This is a genomic window from Dasania sp. GY-MA-18 (assembly GCF_024734385.1).
Lineage (GTDB): Bacteria > Pseudomonadota > Gammaproteobacteria > Pseudomonadales > Dasaniaceae > Dasania > Dasania phycosphaerae.
This window is the reverse complement of record NZ_JANHAP010000002.1, coordinates 278921-303439: the sequence shown is the minus strand read 5'-3', so window position 1 is coordinate 303439 and position 24519 is coordinate 278921. Positions and strand designations below refer to the sequence as shown.

At 45.0% G+C, this 24519-nt stretch carries 24 protein-coding genes; 20 read left to right on the top strand and 4 right to left on the bottom strand.

The annotated features are described in order from the left end of the window. Positions 1-8: 8 nt before the first annotated feature. Positions 9-1136: an efflux RND transporter periplasmic adaptor subunit gene (locus NO559_RS03790; protein ID WP_258330461.1), complete on the bottom strand. Its 1128-nt coding sequence runs from the start codon at positions 1134-1136 to the stop codon at positions 9-11. A 212-nt stretch (positions 1137-1348) separates the two neighbouring features. Between NO559_RS03790 and NO559_RS03785 the strand changes: the two genes are divergently transcribed. The 16 genes from NO559_RS03785 (at position 1349) to NO559_RS03710 (ending at position 16352) form a co-directional block, all read left to right on the top strand. Next, positions 1349-1648 (top strand): hypothetical protein, encoded by a 300-nt coding sequence (locus NO559_RS03785; protein ID WP_258330460.1) that lies wholly within the window; start codon positions 1349-1351, stop codon positions 1646-1648. A gap of 412 nt (positions 1649-2060) precedes the next feature. After that, on the top strand, positions 2061-2300 hold the full coding sequence (nrtS, locus tag NO559_RS03780; protein WP_258330459.1) for a nitrate/nitrite transporter NrtS: 240 nt from the start codon (positions 2061-2063) through the stop codon (positions 2298-2300). After that, complete coding sequence (locus tag NO559_RS03775) at positions 2290-2916, top strand: RNA polymerase factor sigma-70 (RefSeq protein ID WP_258330458.1); 627 nt, start codon at positions 2290-2292, stop codon at positions 2914-2916. The genes nrtS and NO559_RS03775 overlap by 11 nt, the downstream gene beginning before the upstream one ends. Continuing rightward, a complete protein-coding gene (locus tag NO559_RS03770) occupies positions 2913-3143 on the top strand; it encodes a zf-HC2 domain-containing protein (protein WP_258330457.1) in 231 nt (76 codons plus the stop codon). The genes NO559_RS03775 and NO559_RS03770 overlap by 4 nt, the downstream gene beginning before the upstream one ends. A 364-nt stretch (positions 3144-3507) precedes the next feature. Next, positions 3508-4461, top strand: a complete 954-nt coding sequence (gene arsS, locus NO559_RS03765; RefSeq protein WP_258330456.1) for an arsenosugar biosynthesis radical SAM (seleno)protein ArsS — start codon at positions 3508-3510, stop codon at positions 4459-4461. A 48-nt stretch (positions 4462-4509) separates the two neighbouring features. After that, positions 4510-6705 (top strand): FAD-dependent oxidoreductase, encoded by a 2196-nt coding sequence (locus NO559_RS03760; protein WP_258330455.1) that lies wholly within the window; start codon positions 4510-4512, stop codon positions 6703-6705. Between the two features lie 36 nt (positions 6706-6741). After that, positions 6742-7569, top strand: a complete 828-nt coding sequence (locus NO559_RS03755) for a DUF547 domain-containing protein (RefSeq protein WP_258330454.1) — start codon at positions 6742-6744, stop codon at positions 7567-7569. Between the two features lie 66 nt (positions 7570-7635). After that, positions 7636-8277, top strand: a complete 642-nt coding sequence (locus tag NO559_RS03750) for a TIGR04282 family arsenosugar biosynthesis glycosyltransferase (RefSeq protein WP_258330453.1) — start codon at positions 7636-7638, stop codon at positions 8275-8277. A gap of 25 nt (positions 8278-8302) precedes the next feature. Further along, on the top strand, positions 8303-8737 hold the full coding sequence (locus NO559_RS03745) for a MauE/DoxX family redox-associated membrane protein (protein ID WP_258330452.1): 435 nt from the start codon (positions 8303-8305) through the stop codon (positions 8735-8737). 238 nt (positions 8738-8975) lie between these two features. Next, a complete protein-coding gene (locus tag NO559_RS03740; RefSeq protein WP_258330451.1) occupies positions 8976-10016 on the top strand; it encodes a methyltransferase domain-containing protein in 1041 nt (346 codons plus the stop codon). Beyond that, a complete protein-coding gene (locus NO559_RS03735; protein WP_258330450.1) occupies positions 10007-10543 on the top strand; it encodes an arsenate reductase ArsC in 537 nt (178 codons plus the stop codon). The genes NO559_RS03740 and NO559_RS03735 overlap by 10 nt, the downstream gene beginning before the upstream one ends. Next, on the top strand, positions 10540-11385 hold the full coding sequence (locus NO559_RS03730) for a phosphate ABC transporter substrate-binding protein (protein ID WP_258330449.1): 846 nt from the start codon (positions 10540-10542) through the stop codon (positions 11383-11385). Before NO559_RS03735 ends, NO559_RS03730 begins: the two co-directional genes overlap by 4 nt. A 33-nt stretch (positions 11386-11418) precedes the next feature. Continuing rightward, positions 11419-12309, top strand: coding sequence for a phosphate ABC transporter permease subunit PstC (gene pstC / locus NO559_RS03725; RefSeq protein WP_258330448.1), 891 nt, complete (start codon positions 11419-11421; stop codon positions 12307-12309). Further along, complete coding sequence (gene pstA / locus NO559_RS03720) at positions 12302-13135, top strand: phosphate ABC transporter permease PstA (protein WP_258330447.1); 834 nt, start codon at positions 12302-12304, stop codon at positions 13133-13135. Before pstC ends, pstA begins: the two co-directional genes overlap by 8 nt. A 57-nt stretch (positions 13136-13192) precedes the next feature. Further along, complete coding sequence (locus NO559_RS03715; RefSeq protein WP_258330446.1) at positions 13193-14026, top strand: phosphate ABC transporter ATP-binding protein; 834 nt, start codon at positions 13193-13195, stop codon at positions 14024-14026. Between the two features lie 598 nt (positions 14027-14624). Next, positions 14625-16352: a potassium/proton antiporter gene (locus NO559_RS03710; protein ID WP_258330445.1), complete on the top strand. Its 1728-nt coding sequence runs from the start codon at positions 14625-14627 to the stop codon at positions 16350-16352. Between the two features lie 306 nt (positions 16353-16658). Here the strand turns inward: NO559_RS03710 and NO559_RS03705 are convergent, their stop codons facing one another. Further along, positions 16659-16802 (bottom strand): hypothetical protein, encoded by a 144-nt coding sequence (locus NO559_RS03705; protein ID WP_258330444.1) that lies wholly within the window; start codon positions 16800-16802, stop codon positions 16659-16661. 225 nt (positions 16803-17027) lie between these two features. Next, a complete protein-coding gene (locus NO559_RS03700; protein ID WP_258330443.1) occupies positions 17028-17750 on the bottom strand; it encodes a Crp/Fnr family transcriptional regulator in 723 nt (240 codons plus the stop codon). Between the two features lie 498 nt (positions 17751-18248). On the opposite strand from NO559_RS03700, the gene NO559_RS03695 reads away from it, so the two are divergent. Both NO559_RS03695 and NO559_RS03690 read left to right on the top strand, forming a co-directional pair. Further along, positions 18249-19184: a right-handed parallel beta-helix repeat-containing protein gene (locus tag NO559_RS03695; RefSeq protein ID WP_258330442.1), complete on the top strand. Its 936-nt coding sequence runs from the start codon at positions 18249-18251 to the stop codon at positions 19182-19184. Positions 19185-19329: 145 nt separating this feature from the next. Further along, entirely contained in the window at positions 19330-20067 is a 738-nt protein-coding gene (locus NO559_RS03690; protein ID WP_258330441.1) for an FMN-binding negative transcriptional regulator, read from the top strand. A 214-nt stretch (positions 20068-20281) separates the two neighbouring features. Here NO559_RS03690 and NO559_RS03685 read toward each other — a convergent pair whose 3' ends face one another. Continuing rightward, the gene (locus NO559_RS03685) at positions 20282-21577 is read right to left on the bottom strand and encodes an aminotransferase class III-fold pyridoxal phosphate-dependent enzyme (RefSeq protein WP_258330440.1); all 1296 of its coding nucleotides are present in this window, start codon (positions 21575-21577) and stop codon (positions 20282-20284) included. Between the two features lie 242 nt (positions 21578-21819). Between NO559_RS03685 and NO559_RS03680 the strand changes: the two genes are divergently transcribed. Beyond that, complete coding sequence (locus NO559_RS03680; protein WP_258330439.1) at positions 21820-23043, top strand: serine hydrolase; 1224 nt, start codon at positions 21820-21822, stop codon at positions 23041-23043. 41 nt (positions 23044-23084) lie between these two features. After that, positions 23085-24461, top strand: coding sequence for a peptide MFS transporter (locus NO559_RS03675; protein WP_258330438.1), 1377 nt, complete (start codon positions 23085-23087; stop codon positions 24459-24461). Positions 24462-24519 lie beyond the last annotated feature (58 nt).

Genomic DNA, 24519 nt, shown 5'->3' with positions numbered 1-24519 from the left:
CTGTGTTATTAACGGTTTGTGGCTTTGCTGCTATTGATATGTTTACTACTAACACGTTGCCCCGGCCTTACTTGCTGTAAGCCACGGATAATAATGACATCGCCAGCATTAAGGCCCTGTTTAACAATCACCTTATTGTCAACACGCTCGCCCAAAACCACATTGCTGCGGGTGACAGTATTATCACCCGCAATGCTTAAGACATAAGTACCTTGCTGGTCAGCCTGCACCGCTGACTGACTAATAAACAAGGCGTTTAATTCGGCCGTGGAATCAAAAATAACTTTGGCATATTGCCCTGGCTTTAAAATATTATCGGGGTTGGGCAGAATAGCTCTGCCTTCTATAGTGCCAGTGTCGGGGTTAACTCGGTTAGCGATGTAGTCAATCTTGCCTTGCTGCGGATAGCGATGACCATTGGATAACTCTATACTAACGCTAAAATCTTCAGCTGCGCTGTGCTTATCACCTTGCTGCACCTTATGCTCTAGATAACTTAAGTAGGTAGCCTCGCTAACCTGAAAAATAACTTTGATAGGATTAATATTCACCAACGTGGTTAAAGCACCACTTTCTGGGCCCACTAAATCCCCCAAACTATAATTGCTACGGCCTATATGGCCACTAAAAGGGGCTTTAATACGGGTATAAGCCAAATTAACTTCAGCTTTAACCAATTGCGCTTGCGCAGCTTCAACATTGGCGTGGGCCTGTAAACTCTCTGAAGTCAGTTTATCCATCTCAGCAGCGGAAATTACACCTTTAGGACGCAATTCCTGGCCACGATTAAAATTAAGTTCTGCGGCTTTGTCAGCGGCTATGGCTTTTGCTAATTCAGCCTTGGCTTTAGCTAATTCGGCTTGATAAGGGGAGGGGTCTATTAAAAACAGTGGGCTATCTTTTTTTACAAACTGACCTTCAGTAAAATTACGCTCTAATAAATAACCCGACACATTGGCTTTAATTTCTGCATCATCGAAAGCCTCTATACGGCCTATTAGTTGATTAGAAGGCCTGTAAGTTGCCTGCATTACGCTATCAACTACCACCTCGGTCAACGTTATCTGCGGTTCCTGTTCAGAGCAGGAGAGTAAGCTAATCAAGGATAAAAAAAACAAGCCTCGTGTTTTGATCATAATATGGCCCTGCATGAAAAGAGAGATAGAATAATGTTCGATCTGCGTGTATAAACTTAATTAATTAAGGCATCGTCTACGATGATGATAATTAAGACTGTAGCCGACAACCGCCATAGCCACCATGGCATATATGGCCAGCTGAATTGACTAACATTACCGCTGCAGTTTTAAATTACCAATAACAAAGCCTAAACAATGAGTAAGCCTATATGTCGCTTAAAATAATCATAGCTCTTATTGCCATCATGCTCAGCGCTTGCACATCTGATAACGAGCATTTTTGCGCTCGTTACGAATACGTTTACAAGCAGCTAGATGACCCCGAGCTACCTAGCTATGGTGAAATGAAACAAGCGCTACAGCTAGAAATCAACCAACGGCCCAAAGATAGTGACCAACAGCGCTTTATGTTGTTTGTATTAGAGGAATACCATTTAGAGATTAAACCTGGCCATAAAAGCCCACAGGCTTTTTGCATGGACACCAAGCGCTGGCAATATTACCCCTAGGCAGAGGGCTGGATTGCAGTAACATAACAAGTCCTCAAAACCCCAAACCTCCTCTCAGCCACTTCATGTAACTTCGCATAATGTATATTATGTTAAATAGGGTATATTGTAGTTATACCTCGTCGACAGCTCAGTGAGCACTAAGCATCGGCCCTCAAATGCAAATGGCCTAAGCCTGTGCATGTATTTTGGCGTGTATTACGGAACATATTGCTAATTTCACAATCACTAAGTGACTTGTTTTGCCTGCCCAGCACTAATTTAATTGGCGACTGTAAGAATTAACTAGGGAGTTTCGACTAAAGTATTAATAGCCTAGTCAGCAGCCGACATAAATCAGTTACTACTGCAGAGCTGTATTAGATACTTTCTAGCCCTAACTGGACAGAACAAATAATTGAATAGGAAGAATATGCACTACTCCTTATCAGGATTTGCCAAAACCCTAGTACAACGCCATATCGTAAGCAATGCCTTACGCGTATCGCTGGTGGTGGGCACCTTATTAAATACCATCAACCACGGCAGCCAATTTCTTAACGGCAACGAGATTGCTTGGGGGCAGGTATTGTTAAACTTTATGGTGCCTTATTGTGTCGCATCCTATAGTGCAGCAAAAAATGAAGTTGAAAGGAACAATAGTGAAAGCTGAGCAGGCCCAGAACGATAAAACCGAGGATTCTCATACCATAAAATTGGCAGATCCCGTCTATATAAATGAGCTACGCGTTCTGATGCTAAAATTTGCCACTCTACAACTTAATGATGAGGCATTGGCGGAAGATGCAGTACAAGAAGCCCTGATGGGAGCATTGAAAAATGCGGCTTCTTTTAACCGACGCTCGGCATTGAAAACGTGGGTATTCGCCATTCTCAAGAATAAAATTGCCGATGCTCTCCGCAAACGTCAGCGGATAGTCGAGGGTAGTAGCCTACTGAAGAATTGCGAAGACGAGGACAATCTTGCTGAGCTGTTTAATAATAAAGGCTTCTGGCACGTGGATGAGCGCCCCGCGGCTTGGAGCCAGCCTATGGAATCAGTAAAAAGCGATCATTTTTGGCGAGTATTTGAAACCTGTTTAAGTGCCCTCCCGGAGAATCAATCACGCTTGTTTATGATGCGTGAGTTTATTGAATTGGACAGCACCGAAATCTGTGAAAATCTTAATATTACCACCAGTAATCTGCATGTCTTGCTATACCGTGCGCGGTTACGTTTACGCGAATGCTTGGAAAACCATTGGTTCATAGAAGGTGAAAAATCATGATGAATTGCCAGCAGGTCACTCGCCTATTGTCTGATGCTCAAGAACGTGAATTGTCGTTAAAAGAGCGTACTGCACTCAAGGTCCACACGATGATGTGTTCTGGCTGCCGAAACTTTGGTCAACAAATGGGCACATTACGAGAAATTGCTCGTAAATATGTTAATGGAACTACAGGAGACAATAGTGATCAGCTGACAGCTAACTCTGATGATGATCGTCGAGATTAGCCTATCTCAGTTAGTTATATCCCTTGGCAAGCACTGATTGTTGTTGCTGTGTTTTTAGCAACATTTATCTGGTGGCGTTGAGAAATTGTGTCACGCTGAATTTTCTATTGTAAATTGAATTGATCATTTTATATTTTTCATCACTACTTCGTTGCAGGCCATATAGATATTAGGCAAATAATTATATCCACCTTAGAGTATGTCACCCTCCCCTGTGAGATTTTATTATGAATAGGTCACAGAGACTATTAGGCCTTCTTGGTCTTATATTTAATATATCACCAATTTATCTGTAAGAAATACACAGTACGCTCCGACCAATCTACAAACACACATTTTATGACCTCAAATACGGGAGTGCCCAATGCACGCAACCTTACCTCTTTTGGAAGTTACGGATTTTCCGGCCATCGAGCGCCAAAGCCTAGAAACGCTACAAGTGAACCTAGGCTATAAGTGCAATCAACGCTGCCTGCACTGCCATGTTAATGCAGGGCCTCATCGCACAGAGATGATGGACAGGGAGACCTTGGATTTGATACTTCCGGTAATCAAGGCGCGTGGGATAACAACCCTAGACTTGACCGGTGGCGCACCGGAATTACACGAGGACTTTCGCTATTTAGTAGTAGCAGCCCACGCTGCTGGGGTGCACGTTATCGACCGTTGCAATCTCACTATTTTGTTTGAGCCAGGCCAAGACGGCCTAGCTGAATTTCTAGCTGAAAACCAGGTAGAAGTTGTCGCATCCCTGCCCTGCTATTCACTGGCTAACGTGGATAAACAGCGCGGCGAAGGCGTTTTTGACAAAAGCATTGCTGCACTGCAAAAGCTGAATACGCTAGGTTATGGCGGCGCAGATGGCAAATTACGCCTCAATCTGGTTTACAACCCTCAGGGGGCGACACTGCCACCCAAGCAACAAGCACTAGAAATCGACTTCAAGCGCGAGCTGCATAAACATTTTGGCATTCAATTCAATAATCTGTATGCATTGGCCAATATGCCCATTAAACGTTTTGGATCCACGTTGATTTCTAAGGGTAAATTTCACGACTATATAAAATTACTGAAAGACAATTATGTCGAAGAAAATATTGAACACGTTATGTGCCGATCACTGTTAAGCGTAGATTGGCAAGGTTACTTATATGACTGCGATTTTAATCAGCAATTGGAACTGACTTTGGGTGGTGGCAAGCGTCAACACTTACGAGATGTGTTGGATAATGATTTGAAAGGTAAAGCAATTTGTGTGGCGGAACATTGCTTTGGTTGCACTGCCGGCCAAGGCAGTAGCTGTGGCGGTAACCTGTAGCATGCTAATAGAGAATCCATCAACAAGATTAATGACTTGGAACATTAAATGAAGAAGATACTATTATTAATTGTAATAGCCGTGATGGTTGCAGGATTTTTTTACTTTGGCCTCGATAGTTTACTCACTTTAGATGGCTTAAAAAATGGGCTGACTCAATTTGAATCTTGGCGCGTAGCAAGCCCCTTACTCGTCGGCAGCTCCTTTTTGTTGCTATATGTTGTTGTGACCGCCTTATCGCTTCCGGGTGCTGCAATAATGACATTGGCTGCTGGTGCCTTGTTTGGTTTGATGTGGGGTACGGTTATTGTGTCCTTCGCTAGCTCAATTGGGGCCACTCTCGCGTTTTTAGTTTCACGTTACTTATTAAGCGATACCGTGCAAAAACGTTTTGGTGATCGCCTTAAACCCATTAATGAAGGCATTGCAAAAGACGGCGCATTTTATTTATTCACCTTGCGGCTGGTGCCTATATTCCCCTTTTTCTTAATCAACTTGTTGCTGGGGCTGACGCCCATACGCGCAGCTACGTTTTATTGGGTTAGCCAGCTTGGCATGTTAGCTGGAACGGTGGTTTTTGTGAACGCAGGCACACAGTTGGCGCAACTGAATAGTTTATCGGGTATTTTATCGCCATCGTTGCTGCTGTCATTTGCCTTGCTAGGTTTGTTTCCGTTAATTGCTAAAAAATTATTAGCGGTGATTAAATCGCGTCGTGTATATGCGCAATATCAAAAACCCAAATATTTTGACCGTAACCTCATCGTGATTGGTGCCGGTGCCGGTGGCTTGGTTACAGCCTATATTGCTGCTGCAGTTAAGGCCAAGGTGACGCTTATAGAGGCCCACAAAATGGGCGGAGATTGCCTTAACTATGGCTGTGTGCCAAGCAAGGCGCTGATTAAAAGCGCAAAGCTGGCGCAGCAAATGCGCAATGCCAGCCATTACGGTCTAGAGGATGCCAACCCTATATTCAGCTTTCGCAAAATAATGCAGCGCGTACACGACGTGGTTGCCAAGGTAGAGCCGCACGATAGTGTTGAGCGTTACCAAAAATTAGGCGTTGAGGTTATACAAGCTTATGCCAAGCTTATTGACCCTTGGACCGTAGAAATCAAACATATTGATGGCAGCATACAGCACCTCACAGGCCGCGCTATAGTGCTAGCTACCGGCGCAAGCCCATTTGTACCGCCGCTACCTGGTATTGAAGAAGTGGGTTATGTTACCAGCGATACACTTTGGGATGAGTTTGCCAAACTCGATGAGGCCCCCAAACGGCTGGTAGTGTTGGGTGGCGGCCCTATTGGTTGCGAGCTCGCACAAAGCTTTGCTCGTTTAGGCTCAGAAGTTGTTCAGGTAGAAATGGCTGAACGGATCATGATGCGCGAAGACGAAGACGTAACCGACCTAGCTCTAGCCTCATTGGAAGCTGATGGCGTCAGCGTGCTGACTAATCACAAGGCCTTGCGCTGTGAACAGAGCAGCGAAGGCAAGTTTCTGGTGGTGGAACACGAGGGGGTAGAAAAAGTTATACCCTTCGATGCCTTACTCTGCGCGGTGGGCCGTGTTGCAAGGTTAAAAGGTTACGGCCTTGAGGAATTGGGCATAGAAACTAACCGCACCATCGTAACCAACCATTATCAAGAGACGCTGTATCCAAATATTCTAGCCGCAGGTGATGTCACCGGGCCTTATCAATTTACTCATACGGCGGCACATCAGGCTTGGTATGCCGCCGTCAATGCGCTTTTCGGCCAATTCAAAAAATTCAAGGTTGATTACCGTGTTATTCCATGGACCACCTTTATCGATCCGGAAGTTGCTCGTGTTGGGATTAATGAACAAGAAGCCAAGGAAAAAGGTATTGCCGTTGAGGTAACGCGCTACGGATTAGACGACCTCGATCGTGCGATTACCGATGGTGCCGCTTACGGTTTTGTGAAAGTACTCACCGTGCCCGGTAAGGATAAAATTCTTGGCGTGACAATTGTTGGTGAGCATGGTGGTGATTTGATGGCTGAATTTGTCTTGGCTATGAAGCACGGCCTAGGTCTCAACAAAGTTCTCGGCACCATTCACGCCTACCCCACTTGGGCGGAAGCCAACAAATATGCTGCAGGGGAATGGAAACGCGCCCATGCGCCGCAAAAAGTTTTACTGTGGCTAGGCAAGTATCATGACTGGCGTAGGGGGAAGCCTACGGCGGCTAACAAGGCTACAGCAAGCCATGATAATAGCTAACAATTTTAAGCGCTGCAAAATTCATCGGAGATATAAATGAAAGTGTTAAAAGTTTATGGGTTGCTTTTGTTTTCAGCCTTAATTATTAGCGTAAACCAAGTCGCTTTTGCTACCAATGCTACTTCTCAAAGTATCAATCATACTGCCTGGGATAAGTTGCTCAAAGAAAACATTCAAACGCAAGATGGCGGTAAATCTACCACTATCGATTATCAAGCGATGATGAGAGATAAAGATAAGCTCACGCAATATTTAAATATGCTTGCAGGTATTACAGAGCCGCAATTCAATCTATGGTCAAAACAACAGCAATTGGCGTTTTTGATTAATGCTTACAATGCCGCCACTGTAGCGTTAATTTTAACGGCGTGGCCAGACATAGAATCAATTAAAGAATTAGGTAGCTGGTATAGTTCTCCGTGGAGCAAAGAATTCATTCCCTTGTTAGGTAAGACACGGACACTAGATGATATTGAACACAACTTGATTCGGGGTGCTGGCCGTTATAACGATCCACGTATTCACTTTGCGGTTAACTGCGCCAGTATTGGCTGCCCAGCTTTACGGGCAGAAGCCTATGACGGTGATAAGCTTGATAAACAATTAGATCAGCAAACCCTGTTATTTCTCAGTGATAGCAAGCGTAATTATATTGACGGAGAGACAATAAAACTATCATCTATTTTTAAATGGTATCGTGAAGATTTTGAGAAAGGCTGGCGAGGTTTTTTTCGGCTTGAAGATTTTTTGCTGGCACATGCTGCTGAAATGGGAATTTCAAAAGATCTAGTAGAAAAGCTAAGAACAGCTGACGCCGATATAGATTTTATAGCTTATGACTGGCGCCTCAATGCAAAACGATAACGATATCTACAGCGCGTTAGCTATCATCTTTCTACATGCTGACTATGCTCAATAAGGAATACGCTAATGGCAGTACGTATTGTTATATTCGCTAAAGTGCCGTTAGCCGGTGTGGCGAAAACACGATTAATACCTGCGTTGGGTTTGCAGGGGTCAGCACAATTAGCCAAGAGATTGCTAATCCATACCGTCGAGCAAGCCTTAGCAGCTAATATTGGACCTACGGAACTTTGTGTGTCCCCTTCTACTCTACACTCCGCTTGGCAGGAGTTGCCATTACCTGCGGCACTGGCATGGTCCGAGCAAGGGCAAGGTGATTTAGGCGAGCGTTTAGCTAGAGCGTCTCAACGAGTAACATCAAGTGGCGAATCCATTTTGTTAATCGGTAGTGATTGCCCCAGCCTTACGGCTGAAAGACTCCGTGAGGCGGCATTGGCGTTAGAGTGCCACGATACCTGTATGGTGCCGGTAAGTGATGGTGGCTATGCGTTATTGGGCATGAATCGTCACCTCCCTTCAATATTTTCTGACATGCTTTGGAGTACCGATACAGTAGCCAGATTTACACGACAGCGGATACTGGCGCAAGAATGGTCGCTAAAAGTATTTACACCTTTGCATGATATTGATGAACCCCAAGATTTACGGCACTTACCTGCAGGTTGGCTGCCTCATTGTGGTGTCAGCCATTGTGGCGCTGATACATAAATTATTTCACCCAGGAGAACCCCTAATGAATTCGCATACTTCCACCAATGACACCCTACGAATCCCCTTGTCCCGTTCATTGCTCATGTTACGGCTAGGTGTCTTTGTAGTGATGCTAATGTGGACACTAGACAAATTTATTAACCCGGCCCACAGCAGTAAGGTGTTTTCGGGCTTTTATGGCATCGATTGGCTAAGTCAAAATGTTTCTTATGTTGTTGGCGCTATAGAACTGTTATTAGTACTGGCATTTGTTGCAGGGCTTTGGCGCCGCTGGAGTTACGGTGCTGTTCTGTTAATTCATGCTGTTTCAACCTTTTCTTCCTACAAAATGTATTTGCTTCCCTTTGATAATCTATTGTTTTTTGCCGCTTGGCCTATGCTGGCTGCTTGTTTGACTCTTTACTGGTTGAGAGATTGGGATACTTTGTGCGTCATTCCTACCAGGGTTAAAGGTTAATACGTTGAATTATAAACACAGGTCCCTGATCGGGGCCACACTACCCTGCGCAGGTTGCGCCCCCTTAATTATTACTAAATAAAATATCGCTAATTCTATGAGCTATTTCTCCAACTCCTCAATAATCAGTGTAAGAAACAATAGTTATGCCACGACTAATAGCTATACATAATTATCTTAGCTCAGCAATAGCCGAGCCAAACCTAGACATAAAGTATTTTATTTGGAGTCATTCATCATGCACGACGTCGTTCAAGACTATTACGGCAAGCAGTTGCAAAGCTCTGCCGATTTAAAAACCACTGCTTGCTGTGACCTTAGCAATATACCGGGATGGCTAAAGCCCTTACTTGCACGCATTCATCCCGAAGTAGTGTCGCGCTATTACGGTTGTGGCCTAGTATGCCCGCCACTACTATCGGGTTGTAGAGTGTTGGATTTAGGCTGCGGCTCGGGCCGCGATGTTTATGCCTTGGCGCAACTGGTAGGCCCCGAAGGTGAAGTGGTAGGCGTCGATATGACCGACGAACAACTGGCTGTGGCTAGTGCGCATCAAGAGTGGCATGCCCAGTCCTTGGGTTATGACAACGTACGCTTTATTAAAGGCTATATAGAAAAATTAGACGAGCTGGATCTGCAACCTGGATCGTTTGATGTCATCGTGTCCAACTGTGTGGTCAACCTATCGCCGGATAAAGCCGCTGTTCTCAAAGGTATACACCGCTTGCTGAAACCCGGTGGTGAATTCTATTTTTCCGATGTGTATTGCGATCGCCGAGTGCCAGATGCCGTGCGTGAGGATTCGGTATTATACGGAGAGTGTTTGGGTGGCGCTTTATACTGGAATGATTTCTTGCGCTTATCTAAGGCTGCGGGTTTTGCCGATGCTAGGCTAGTAGAGGATCAGCCTTTGCTAGTGACCGATAGCGAATTGGCTCAGCAAACCGGAAACCTACGGTTTTTCTCTGCCAGTTATCGCCTATTCAAAATCGATGCCTTAGAGAGCGCTTGCGAGGATTATGGCCAAGCGGTTATTTACCAAGGCACAGTACCCAACAGCCCACACAGCTTTGTGTTGGATAAACACCACAGTATGGAAACAGGCCGCGTGTTTCCGGTATGTGGTAACACTTGGCGTATGTTGAAAGATACACGCTTTGCCGAGCACTTCAGCTTTATCGGCGATTTCAGTCAGCATTTTGGTTTGTTTGAAGGTTGCGGATCGTCTATTCCTTTTGATACCTCAGCATCAATCAAGGAGAGCAATCCATGCTGCTAGCTGAAGGAGGCGTTTCTGACTTAATAAAACCAGTAACACAACAGATAAAAATTTTGCTGCTTTGTACTGGCAACTCTGCTCGCTCTATTATGGCCGAGGCCATTTTCAACACATTAGGTGGCGGCTTGTTTCTAGCCTATAGCGCCGGCAGTCGCCCTACCGGAAAAGTGCACCCCATGGCACTGGCGCAGATCGAGCAATTGTTGTTGCCTACTGCTACGGATATTCGCAGCAAGAGCTGGCAGGAATTTAGCGGCGATAATGCGCCAGAGTTTGATCTGGTGCTAACCGTTTGCGATAACGCAGCTAACGAGCCCTGCCCCAACTTTGCGGGCCACTATGAGTATGTGCACTGGAGTTTTCCCGATCCTGCTGGTTCATCCGATGATGCGGAGCAAGAACGCGCAGCTTTTGCTTGCTGTTTTAATACTATTAAGGCGCGGGTAGAAACCTTAGTCGCTAGACTTTCGGCTAACAACTGCAGCAACACTGCATCCATCGCTAAGTTGATGAGGGCGTTATCATGATTAAAGCGCTAGCAAGTGCAATCGTGTTATTGAGTGCCGTGTTAAACCTAGCGCTGGCGCAAGCCGACAACAGGCAGTTAACGCTAACGGGATCAAGCACGATTGCGCCACTAGCCATGGAAATTGCCAAGCGCTATGAATCACAACATCCTGATGTACGTATTGACGTGCAAATGGGTGGGTCTTCGCGGGGTATTAATGACACCCGTATGGGCTTGGCCGATATTGGCATGGTATCTAGGCCATTAAAATCTACCGAACAGGATCTTACACCCTTTCAAATTGCCATGGATGGTATCGGTATCATCCTGCATAAAAGCAATGCCGTAACTGCGCTTAGCGACGCGCAGATAATTGATATATACACGGGAAAAATAAATAATTGGCAGAAGCTGGGCGCTGCCGACCTGCCTATCACTGTGGTCAACAAGGCGGAGGGTCGTTCAACGCTAGAGCTGTTCCTGCATTATTTTTCCCTCAAAAACAGCCAAATTAAGGCGCAGGTAGTAATAGGTGAAAATCAACAGGGTATTAAAACTGTCGCCGGCAATCCCGGTGCCATAGGTTATGTATCTATAGGTACCGCCGAGTATGAACAAGCCTTAGGTACGCCTATAAAGTTATTGCCTATGGCTGGTCAGGTCGCCACGGTTGCGTCCGTGGCCCAGGGTGCTTACCCCTTGTCGCGTCAGCTTAATCTGGTGGTCAAAGCTAAGCCGGAGGGATTAGTTAAAAACTTTATTAACTTTGCGCAATCAGCCGAGGTGAAAGATCTAATAGTAGCACAGTTTTTTGTTGCGCCTTTTAGCAATAGCATCAAAAGTGGTGTCGCAGGTGAATAGCCGGCGAGGCCTACCAATCCATTCTTAAAATCTATGTTTAATAACAGTATCAATAACCAAGCCGATAGGCGCCTCAATTTCTTGCTGTTAATTGTGGCCAGCGCAACAGGCCTACTGCTGGCAATAATAATTCTGTTTTTGCTCAACGAGTCTTGGCCTTTTTTTGCCAACCGCTGGCGGGACGGTACATGGCTACAGTTATTTTACGGCCAGAGTTGGTATCCGCTGGAAAGCCAGTTCGGCATGGCCCCGATGATATTGTCATCACTGGCGGTAACGGTGGGCGCAGTTGTTTTAGCCTTGCCGCTGGGTTTGGGTAGCGCTATTTATCTGCAATTTTATGCATCGCCGCGCTGGGCACAAAGCTTTCGTCTGCTGTTAAATGTGTTGGCGGGTATACCTTCAGTAGTGTTCGGTTTGTGGGGTTTGACGCGCTTGGTACCGCTAATTACCAGTTGGCAGCCACCAGGGGCTTCGCTGTTGGCAGCGATATTGGTATTGACGTTAATGATACTGCCAACCATTGCCCTCACCAGTGCGTCCGCCTTGGCCAGCGTGCCTAGGGAGTTACTGGCTGGCAGTATGGCGCTGGGGCTGCGTCGTAATTCTCAGATACTGCATATTTTTTTACCCGCTGCTAGGTCCGGTATCAGTAGTGGTGTACTCCTGGCCACCGCGCGAGCACTGGGTGAAACCCTAGCGGTGTTGATGGTAGCTGGCAATGTAGTACAAAACCCATCGGGTTTATTTGAACCGGTGCGCGTGTTAACGGCCAATATTGCGCTGGAGATGGCTTATGCTATGGGCGATCATCGTGCCAGCTTGTTTGCCTCGGGCTTGTTGTTAACGATGCTGGTTTGGCTGCTGTCTTGGTTTGCACACCGCGTGGTCCGTGCTCACAAACAGGCGTTGCAATATGGCTGAACGCATATTTAGCTGGCTGATTATGGTCTGCGCCCTATTGGTTGTAGCAGCACTGCTGTGGGTGCTGAGCGATGTGGTACTGCAAGGCGCTGCCCATTTTAGCTGGCAGTTTCTGTTTGATGCGCCTACCGATGCTGGCCGTGGCGGTGGCATAGCACCAATTTTGGTGTCTACCTTATGGCTATTATTGATTGCACTCACCGTCGCCCTACCCTTGGGTTTGGGTGTTGCCATTTGGCTATCAGAATTTGCCAGCAGTAATAGCCGCTTTGCCAACAGCACCGGTATCACGCTGGATATTTTGGCTGGCGTGCCCTCTATTGTTTACGGCTTATTTGGTAACGCTTTTTTCAGCATTTACTTAGGCTTGGGATTTTCACTGTTGTCAGGTGGCTTGACCCTAGCTTGCATGATACTGCCGGTATTTGTACGCACCTGCGAAGTTGGCTTGCGCACAGTCAGCAACGATTGGCGACGCGGTGCTTTGGCCTTGGGGATGACGCGCAGCACTGCTATATGGCACATACTGCTGCCAGCTGCACGCCCAGCTATTGTCGCCGGCCTGATTTTGAGTATCGGACGAGCTACAGCCGAAACGGCGGCGCTGTTATTTACCAGTGGCTATGTAGACCGCATGCCGGGATCGTTACTGGATTCGGGACGAGCACTGGCGGTGCATATTTATGATTTAGCTATGAATGTCACCGGCGGCGACGGCGCAGCCTACGCTTCTGCGTTAGTACTAGTAACACTCATTATTGTGCTCAACACCTTGGCGCAAAGTTTAGTAGACAGCTGGTTTAAGCGCAGGCTGGTATTAGCATGACGGGGATTAATATGGGTGGTACTAATATGACGGATACAAATATGACTGGTACTAAATATGAATAGACTAAAAGAAAGAAGTTATACCCTAGGGGAAATAGAACAAGGCAAGCCCTGTTGTGTGCCCCAGCCCCATTTACAAATACAGGATCTTACGGTGGGCTATGGTGCTAAGACTGTTCTCTCACAAGTATCCCTAGATATTTACCAGGGCTGCATCACCGCATTAATTGGCCCCTCGGGTTGTGGCAAGACCAGCTTTCTCTCAAGCCTAAACCGACTCAGCGACCATCATGCGGATGCCCATGTTAGCGGTAAAATTTTATTTGATGGCCAAGATCTGCTACACGACCCTGTGGATACACTCAAACTCAGGCGACGTATAGGTATGATTTTCCAAAAGCCCAATCCGTTTCCTTTATCCATTTGGCGCAACCTAGAGCTACCGCTAAAAGAGCACGGCGTGCGCGACCGCAATGTGCGCCACCATAAGATAGAGCAAGCGCTAAAAGATGTAGGCCTTTGGGATGAAGTGTCCGATCGTTTGCACAGCTCCGCGATGGCTTTGTCTGGCGGCCAGCAACAGCGGCTGTGCATTGCCCGCGCTTTGGTGCTGGAGCCCGAAATTCTGCTAATGGACGAGCCCTGCAGTGCCCTAGACCCTATCGCTTCTGCAGTGGTAGAAGAATTAATTTTACGTTTGCGTGGACGTTATACCGTAGTGATCGTCACACACAACTTGGCACAAGCACGGCGGGTAGCTAATTATGCCGGCTTTTTTTGGATGACTGAACGGGTAGGCCAGCTTGTCGAGTTTGGCCAATGCCAGCATTTGTTCGAAGCGCCTACACACGCATTAACGGCAGCTTATATATCGGGCGCTAGAGGCTAACTAAAGCTAGTCACTGCTTTACTGTGTAGCTGTTGATATACCCACTTGGAGTAGCTATGAACATACAAATAGGGATGGGGTGCGTTAACCAAGAACTCTGCGATCAGATTGGAGCCGTACTAGGGTACTCTTTTCTCGGTTTGTTTATTGCATTTGTGGTTTATCTCATCGTCCTATCTACTAAAAATAAAAAATAATTTTCGGTTTGTTAGCCGCCCCTCTAACACCGCGAAAATATATACAGAGTAATTGGTATACAGCAGCCATCTGTAGCTTTTGCAGCCCCCCCCCTGAGCTGTTCAAACACTAGCTAATGCACAGCATTCACTTACTATTTGCAGTGGATACTGATTATAGTTAACGGGCTCAATTGATATTTATCTATAAATTGGTAAATTGACAAAGAGATTTAGCAATATTTAGCGACCAAGGTGTTACAATAAAACCTTATTTATCAATGGCTTGTATTTACTTGTTGAGACTGCTACTAATAAGGGCGGCCTACTCAGTTTTGTCAGCCAGCGATTAAGGTCAGCCGTTAACGCTAACAGCTCCTAGAGATAATTGCGGTAGCCTGACGTACTGCTTAGGATCAACCATGACTATAGAACTGATGTACCAATACATTTTTGGCGCAGCAAGCCTGGCCCTGCTTTGCGTAGTTGCCAGTGTATTTACACGGCGTGTTGGCGCTCCCATTCTATTGGTATTTTTAGTGGTGGGGATGCTGGTGGGTGAAGACGGCCCTGGCGGATTTAAGTTTGACGATTTTGGCTTAGCCTTTTTGCTTGGTAATATCGCGTTGGCCATTATCATTTTTGACGGTGGTTTAGGCACCCAAAAAGACACTTTTCGCGTCAGCCTAAAACCTGCTCTTTCACTCGCTACCATTGGGGTGTTGATTACTGCCGCCATTACTGGCTACGCCGTCTATTGGGTGCTGGGGCTACCATGGCAAGAGGCACTTTTAATAGGCGCCATAGTTGGCTCTACCGATGCCGCCGCAGTATTTGGCCTATTAAGAAATGCCGGTTTTGAGTTAAAAGAACGTACCGGTGCGACCCTAGAGATTGAGTCTGGGTCTAATGACCCCATGGCCATCTTCCTTACCATTACACTGGTGCAGATTTTACAGGCTCAGGGCAATGGCAATGAAGGCTGGACCATAGTTAATGAGCTTTTTCGGCAAATGGGTTTAGGCTTGGCCGTTGGCTTTACCGGTGGCTATTTACTTGTACAGTTATTAAAAAAGTTGGCACTGCCCTCTTCTTCCTATCCGCTGCTGGCTTTAGCCGGCGCTATTAGCCTGTTCGGCTTAACAACTATGTGGGATGGCAGTGGTTTTCTGGCTATCTTTATTGTCGGTGTCATGATTGGCAACACGCCATTACCTTACAGCAATGACATACACCGATTTCATGATGGTATTTCCTGGCTAAGCCAGATTGGCATGTTTTTGATGTTGGGCTTGCTGGTTACCCCTAGCAATCTTTTACCGATTATTGTGCCCGCCGTGGCGATTGCCTTTGTGCTTATCTTTGTTGCTAGGCCGTTGGCAGTAGTGATTTCCTTGCTGCCTTTTCGGTTCCCTTGGCGCGAACAAGTATTTATTGGTTGGTGCGGGCTGCGTGGTGCTGTACCTATTATTTTAGCGCTGTTCCCTTCCTTAGCCGGGCTAGAGCACACTCAGACCTATTTTGACCTAGTGTTCTTTGTGGTGCTAGTTTCATTGGTGCTGCAAGGCTGGACCATTGCGCCTATGGCTCGATGGCTAGGAATTGACCTGCCACCAACGGCAAAGGCAGCTGAATGTTTGCACCTAACTATCAAACATGAGCAAGACAAAGAACTGCTGGTATACCCAGTATTGGCTGGTAGCCAAGCGGCTGGCACCAAGGTTAAACGATTACCAGTCACGGAGGGCAGCCAAATAGTGGGCGTTATTCACCGGGGCATACTGCTACACGATATAGACCAACGCAAACTTAGCTGCGACGATCAAGTCATCATCTTGGCCACCAGTAGCGCCAGAACCGCTTTGGGCCGCGTATTCGCCCCAGCTGCGCACTCCTCTTTCAACCAAGATGGGCGCTTTTTTGGTGAATTTGCATTGCATCCACAGGCTAAAATTTCAGAGATTGCACAAGCCTATGGCTTTGAGGTGGATGCAAATATTGCAGAGCTGACCGTCAAAAGTTATCTAGCTAAAAAATTCCATGGCAAGCCGGTAGTTGGCGATTATGTAAAGCTGGGGCCGGTAAAACTTATTGTAAGAGAGATTAAGGGCGTTACTATTGAGTCAGTTGGATTAAAATTAAACTCATAAAATGGGTTGAATTAATCATACTATTTACCCTATTCCCTTAGCATCATATTTATATCGAATAAAAAAGCTTAACCTGAAACTCCAATGACAAAGTAAGCTGGCGTGAACAACAAGCAATAACAAAATATGATCTACACTACGTATGACACAACATAAATAAGAAACAAACAAATATAATTTATTTTGCTGTAGTATCGATAGTATAGTGATTTTGAATAGCCTGAGACGCCAGCCATTTAAAGCCATTCCTAATATATATATTTGCTAAGGAATGATTCAATTCGATAATTGGGGATAGTATCGAACTTACCTCTTCTCGTGCTTGTACTGTTGTTTTTGTTGCTGTTCATTCCTTGATCCAGATGCATTTTTTTTAGACAAAGCCTCTTGCCTAACACTCTCTTTTTCTCTATCAGTCTTCTCTGATTTTATATCTTGTGGCTTATTCATAATAACCTCTGATTACATTGCTATTGTGCGATATGCATAATAGAAAGAGGCTAGATAATGCTCTTTAACGTCATAGCAGTCCGTGCGCTAACACACTTAGTGAAAGTTAATATTGCCAGCCAAACCTAAAATGGCTTCTGCTATAGAATAAATTTTGTCTGTGGCATAATTTTTGGTAGCAGCTATCACTTAAAGTTGACAGCTGACGCTTCTAATACAGATTAGCTAGCTGGGGCCTGGCAATAAACGATCAGTTTCTTTTTTTACCACTGCATAGCACTCGCAACTTAGTTGCTCTAGTTTTGGCCTGTCAAGCACAGTAATGCTGCCGCGCTGATAGGATATTACTCCCTGTTTTTGCAGTTTCCCTGCGGCTTCTGTAACCCCTTCTCGGCGCACTCCTAACATATTGGCAATTAACTCCTGGGTCATTTTTAAGTTATTGCCCGGCAGTCTATCCAGCGACAATAATAGCCAGCGACATATTTGCTGATCAATTGAGTGGTGTCGATTACACACTGCTGTTTGAGCCATCTGAGTAATAAGGGCCTGCGTGTAGCGTAATAGCAACATCAACATTTCACTATGGCGACTGAATTCCGTTTTAAATTGCTGCGCAGCCATACGGTAGCTATTACCAGCACTTTGCACTATTGCTCGGCTTGGGGTACTTTCTCCACCCATAAATAATGCGGTACCCACTAGCCCTTCATTGCCCACTACCGATATTTCGGCCGAGGCGCCGTTTTCCATTACATAAAGCAAAGAGATAATACAGTCGACAGGGAAATAGGCGTGGCATAAGGTGTCCCCAGATTCATACAGCACCGCACCTAATGGTAAATGGACAAGCTCCAAATTAGGTAACAAGCGCTCCTGCACATCAGTAGGCAGGGCTGCAATTAGGTGGTTTTGCCTTGGGTTGAGTGTGTCATCAAGGGGTCTCACAGTTCATTCCTTCCACCATTCTATACAGTCAGTAGCCGATGATATAACTGCGGCTTATAGAAGCATAAAAAACTTGTCTACCAGACACTATACCCTCAATAGCTGCAAAAGTAGCCAGGCATTTACGCAAATTGACAGAGTTTTAGCTGAGCACCAAAACCTAAGATCGAACACAAACTAGCCGTGTATGCATAATGGTCAGGTGTATTCAAAAAAACACCCTCTCTATGCCCCTGAGTGCCGCCATTAATCACCTTAACTCCCGCCCCTGGCCAGCAATATTGGTGTTTTTTAGGGTAACGGTGTATAGCTGCAGGGCTGCAATGACTATGGTGATCTGAGGGCACCAGGAATGCCCGTATTGGCATCTCCTAAACCACGAGTAATTTTTCTATTATCACCTTTCATTTCGGAATCTACAGTAAGCGAGGATTCCCTAAGCTGCCAAGCATTGCTTAGTTGCGGCTTATTAACAATAACGAAAACCAGGTTATAGTTATGCAAAGAGTTTTATATACAGTAATCGCCAGTACGCTATTGATTGCCTGTACCCCCCCGCAACAATCTAAGACTGAGACAATAGCATCAAAACAAAACAATATTATTATTTGCCCAGAAAAACGTAGTGATACCACCTGCGATTTTTTTGGGGAAAACGCGATTCAACAAGCAGTAGATAGCGCGCAAACAGGTAGCACGCTAATACTTAAATCTGGAATATACCAACCCATCTCATACAGAGAGATCCCATTCAATGAATTGATAATCCGAGGATTTACCGTAATTGAGAATAAAGAATTAAAATTAATTGGTGAATCTGGAACAGTTATTGATGGTAGCCTAGGCGCTGCCAGTGCTTTCGTTACTCATAACAGTAAAGTTACCTTTAAAAACATTAATCTCAATGATTTTCGCTGGGATATAGAAGAAGATGACACCTACGATGGCCATGGCATTTTTATTATTAATGGCGAGGCTGAAATAGATAATGTGTCTATGAAAAAAATACAGAAAATGTCACTGACTACTTATGGTAACGCGAAGGTTAAGGCCACCAAGCTTACTGTAACGGACAGCCACCTTGGCATTTGGGCTAATGAAACATCTTCAATTGATCTTGATCACTCATATTTTCACGGCAGTGAGTCCGCAGCTGTCACCGCCTATGATAAGGCTCACGTCAATATCAGTGACTCTGTATTCGAAGAAAATCATGATGATGGCATCTACGCTAGCGATGAATCATCTATACAAATTTCTCGATCTGTCATTACTCATAATAAGCCCTTTGGCGTTAATGTCGATAAAAAAGCACGTATAGATATAGATTATAGCTATATCGCAGATAATCAAAAGAACGTTAACGAAAAGGCTGCGCTGTTGCGCATAGGCAATAACATGCTAAGCCATGATCCTAGAGAAAACACACAATAGTTTAAAGTTTTAAATCAGCAATACCATTGGTAACTGTTTAAAAAGCGTTAATAAAATGAAGCTCGTAAAGGGCTAAAGATTACACTTCTATATGCTGGCTTAATACTTAAGCCAGCATTGTTTATATCAGTAAGAGGATAGTTGTATGTCTGTATCTAAAGTTGCCGCAGGTAAGATCCTAGCAAGCTCACTAGAAGATGTGGGTAAAAATATGTTTGTCCCACAACATTTTGATTTTTCTAAAGAAAGTGAGTTAATTGAATATATAAAAGAAAACCCTTTCGCACAATTTTTTTCAAGTTTTGAAGAACAGCTGCAAATAACAGCTACACCACTTATCTATGCAAACTTGCCATCTGATTCATTAGTAAAAAACAGTGAACCGCAGACCCCAGAATTTTTTGGCCATGTTGCAAAACGTAACCCTCATTGCGCGGCAGTACTAGCAGGGGTACCAGCTGTGGCCCTACTACAAGGTCCGGATGCGTATATCTCGCCACGCTGGTATGTGGAAGAGCCTAAAATACCCACATGGAGTTATGTAGCCGTACAGGTACAAGGGCAATTTATCCCTATAGAAGATCATGAGGAAACACTCAAGGTCTTAGAGGCGACTATCATTCATATGGAGCGCAATGAGAAAGATCCTTGGCGCTATGAAGATACCGACCCCAAACTATTAGATCAATACAGCAAAGGCGTACTGGCTTTTCGCTTTCGAGTAACAGGCATGCAAGGGATAAAGCGCTTAGGTCAAAGCCGTGATTTAGAAGATATGCGCAAGGTCATGCAAGGATTAACAAGCACTGAAGATGCAAATGCCCTCAAAATTGCCAGTATGATGCAAGCTAATATTGATCGCGTAATAGTGCCAGGCTCTTAACTTAATCGTTGCCATGGATGGCGAACAGCTCCCCCCTACTTCTCCCCCCGCTTTTCAAAACACATGTCTAAAGCTGATCACCCAGCTTCAAATGATATCTAATAATTGCAGTACAAATCTTCCGATAAATTAGAAACAAGCGCGGCATAAAAAATCCCCCTGCCGCTGAGGCGTCAGGAGGATTATGCCACTAGGGTATAGCCTTATCTGTAAGCTAAAAAATATCCCTGGCGGCAGCACGTAACTTATCAACAAACTCGTCAACATGTTGCTCTTCAATAATCAGTGGCGGTGAAAGAATGATACTATCACCTGCGCCCCGTACCATTAGACCTTGCTCCATCGATTTTTTGAACAGCCTGGATCCCAGAGGCAAGCCCTCAGATTGTGGGGCAAATTCTATAGCCCCCAACAAGCCATAGTTACGTATATCAACAACTTGAGGAAGATCACTTAGGCTATGAATCGCATTTTCAAAATAAGCACCTATACCTGAATTAACGCGAGTAAATAAAGATTCCTCTTCGTAAATATCTAAGCAGGCATTAGCTGCGGCGCAGGCAATAGGATGAGCAGAATAAGTATAGCCATGCCATAATTCTATGCCTTCAGCAGAGCCAACCACGGTATCGTAAATAAAGTCCTTGCAGAAAGTTGCTCCCATAGGTACAGCGCCACTGGTTAAGCCTTTTGCAGAAGTGTACATATCGGGGATAACATCAAACTCTATAGATGCAGTAAAAGAGCCAGTACGACCAAAGCCGGTTACCACTTCATCAAAAATCAACAATATATCGTGCTCATCACAAATTCTTCGTAACTCTTTTAAATAACCTACGGGTGGCGGTAACACCCCACCGGCACCTGCGATAGGCTCAACTACAACAGCAGCAATATTTTCTGCGCCGTGCAATGCGACTAAATCTTTGAGGGCGCTTGCTTTTTCAACACCAGTCTCAGGCAGTCCACGAGAAAAAGCATTATTGGCCAAATCATGAGTATGGGGTAAATGATCAACAGACCCCCAGCGATCAAAATGACGACTATTATGTATTATACCGCCTACAGAAGTGCCACCAATATTAACACCATGATAGGCTCGCTCACGTGCAATAAATATTTTACGACCTGACTGCCCCTTGGCACTATGGTAGGCCATGGCGATCTTTAATGCAGTGTCTATTGCCTCAGAACCCGAGTTGGTAAAAAATACATGGTTTATATCACCAGGAGAATGCGCGACCAGGCGCTCAGCAAGCTCAAAAGAAGCTCTATGGCCTAGATTAAATGAAGGCACATAGCTCAACTTTTTGGCCGATTCATACATAGCTTCGGCAACTTTTTGCCGACTATGGCCTAAATTTGTACACCAAAGCCCTGCCGTCATATCGAGAAAGGATTGCCCCTCTTCAGTTTGCCAACGCATACCACTGGATGACTCCATAAGTATAGGGCTTTGTTTAAATGCTTTATTAGCCGTAAAAGGCATCCAATGAGCATCGAGCTTCATAACTGCTTCCTCTTTAATTTTTAGTGTTTTGTCTATGACAATAACAGCAGTATATGTAGCTTACAGCCGAGCCAGAAGATGCTAAACATGACAACGTTGGTGACAACTAGGCAACGCTGACTAGGCACTTGTGCGAGCTATGGTGTGATTTGTGCACCGATACCGACACGGTTGGCAACTTCCGCAGCTAAAGGCAAGCCAATATACTCAGTTATGTCATCTACATGTATTGTGTAGTTATTATGAAAGAACAAGAGTTTGAAGATATGCCTCTACAGCAAAAAAATAAATCGAGCACAGCAGCAATAGTCGATTACCAAAAACAATTTGGCATAGATAAGAATGAACTGATTCGTAGAGCGTACGCAGGAAAACTTCCCCCTGGTGTGCAAGTCGATATCTTCAGAAACGCTGACCAGCTTTTTCCAACGCGTATTATAAGCAGGGGAAGCAGTAGTAATACCCTGCCCCCTAGCAAGCAACAAATGGAAAATTTTTCTTTTTATGCTAATGGCAATCATTATGATCTTTACGATTATATTTCCCGCAATCGCGTGGCGGGGCTAATGGTATTAAAAGACAATAAACTGGTATTAGAGCACTACGAGCTGGGCAACAATGCACAAACCCGCTGGATGTCTATGTCTATGGCAAAATCCATTAGCACAACTATGGTAGGCATCGCCATTAAACAGGGCTATATAAACAGTATTGATGATGCGCTTACCACGTATTTACCTGAATTGCAGGGCGGTACTTACGGTGATGTTACTATTAAACAGCTATTGCAAATGACATCCGGGGCACAGTGGAATGAAGATCATACCAACCCTCACTCAGAGCGACGTGATGTTCTGGAATTGCAAATAGGCCAACAACCAGGTTCCATCTTGCGTTATATGTCTCAACTACCTAAAGTTACTGAGCCTGGAAGCCACTGGAACTACAGCACCGGCGAAACACAAGTAGTGGGATCCTTACTTTATGCCGCAACAGGTAAATATCTAGCTGATTATCTCAGCGAAACGCTTTGGTCTAAACTCGGCATGGAATCAGATGCCTATTGGTGGCTAGAGTCGCCACAGGGGCTTGAAGTTGCAGGCAGTGGTATCAGTGCAACACTGCGTGATTATGCCAGGTTTGGTCTTTTTATCATGAATAACGGTGTGCACAACGGTGAACAGCTACTCCCCGACAACTGGGTTAAGGAAGCAACTAGCCCTAGTAACAGCAATAGTGGCTTAATACCCTACGGCTATATGTGGTGGTTAGTACCTAATACCAACGGCAAGTTTACTGACGCGGCCTTTAGTGCTAGAGGTATTTTTGGCCAACGCATTTATATTAACCAAAGCAAAAACACTGTGATAGTGGTATGGAGTGCGCGCTCCAAACCCATGGGATCAGAAAATATCATTGATAACGATTTTTTTAATGCTGTTGTCGATACCTTGGCTAGTGACTAGACCTTCTTTTCAATCATTTACGGTTACACTCTGGAGTTATAATGAGCGCTGATATCACTGCAAGCATCGATACGCTAAAAATATCGAAGCAAGACGATACCGCATTTATAGGTCACCCCAAAGGCTTGGGTTATATTATTTTCGCTGAAGCCTGGGAAAGATTTTCATTTTATGGAATGCAAGCACTACTGGTGCTTTACCTATCCAGTTATCTATTACAACCCGGTGCTATTGAGCAGGTTATAGGCTTTAGCGGATTTAGAGCTGCACTAGAAAGCGTGTTCGGTAATCTATCGACCCAAGCATTAGCTACCCAATTTGTTGGCCTGTATATAGGCTTTGTATATTTTATGCCTGTATTCGGTGGGTTAATTGGCGACCGTTACTTAGGTAGAACAAGAGCGGTAATTATTGGCGCGGTACTGATGGCCATTGGTCATTTTTTAATGGCTGTAGAAGCGGCATTTTTATTTGCCATACTTTTTTTAATACTGGGCTCAGGTTTTCTCAAAGGCAACCTAGCAGCACAAGTTGGCGGCCTGTATAAAAAAGACGACACACGTATTGATGCCGGCTATTCGCTCTACACCATTGCCATTATTGTGGGAGCCTTTGCTGCGCCCTTAGTCTGTGGCACCCTAGGGGAATTCTACGGCTGGCATTACGGATTTGGTGCCGCGGGTATTGGCATGATTATCGGCATGATTATTTACTTAAGTGGTCGACAACATCTACCCATAGATAAACCAACAACGAAGCAAAAAGATAAAACTAAACTAAGTAAATCGGATGTAAACCTAGTTTTATCAATTATCCTTCTACTGGCCATTACCGCATTATACTGGACGGCACAAAGTCAGGTTTGGAACGCCTATCCTCTTTGGGTACAGGCCCGTGTAGATCGGGTTATTTTTGACATGACTATACCTGTAACCTGGTTTCAATCTATGGATACATTTGCAGTGCTTTTATTTGCGCCCGTAGTGCTATGGCTTTGGAAACGACAAGCTGCTAGAAAAACAGAGCCCAGTGACTTAAATAAAATAGCCATAGGTTGTGCTATTTTTGCTGGCGCATGCCTATGGTTAGGGAGCTCCGAGATCAACAGTAATGCAGCTCCTATCAACCTGCTATACCCTGTTGTATTCCATCTTATTTGCTCTATAGGTTTTTTATATGCCAGCCCTACCACCCTAGCATTGGTATCACGTGCCGCACCGGCTTCGGTCAACGCAGCACTGGTTGGCTGTTATTATCTTGCCATATTCTTTGGCGGTATTTTTAGCGGCTGGCTAGGCCGTTATGCAGAAATTCTTTCGCCAGCTAACTTCTGGTTTATGCACGGCGCTATAGTGGCCACAGGTACAGTGCTGATTATATTGTTAAAAGGCTCGTTGCTTAAGGTACTTATTAGATAACAGGCCGAATAAAAACGCCAGCTAGAGAAACCTTCCCTAGCTGGCGCATTCATAAAGT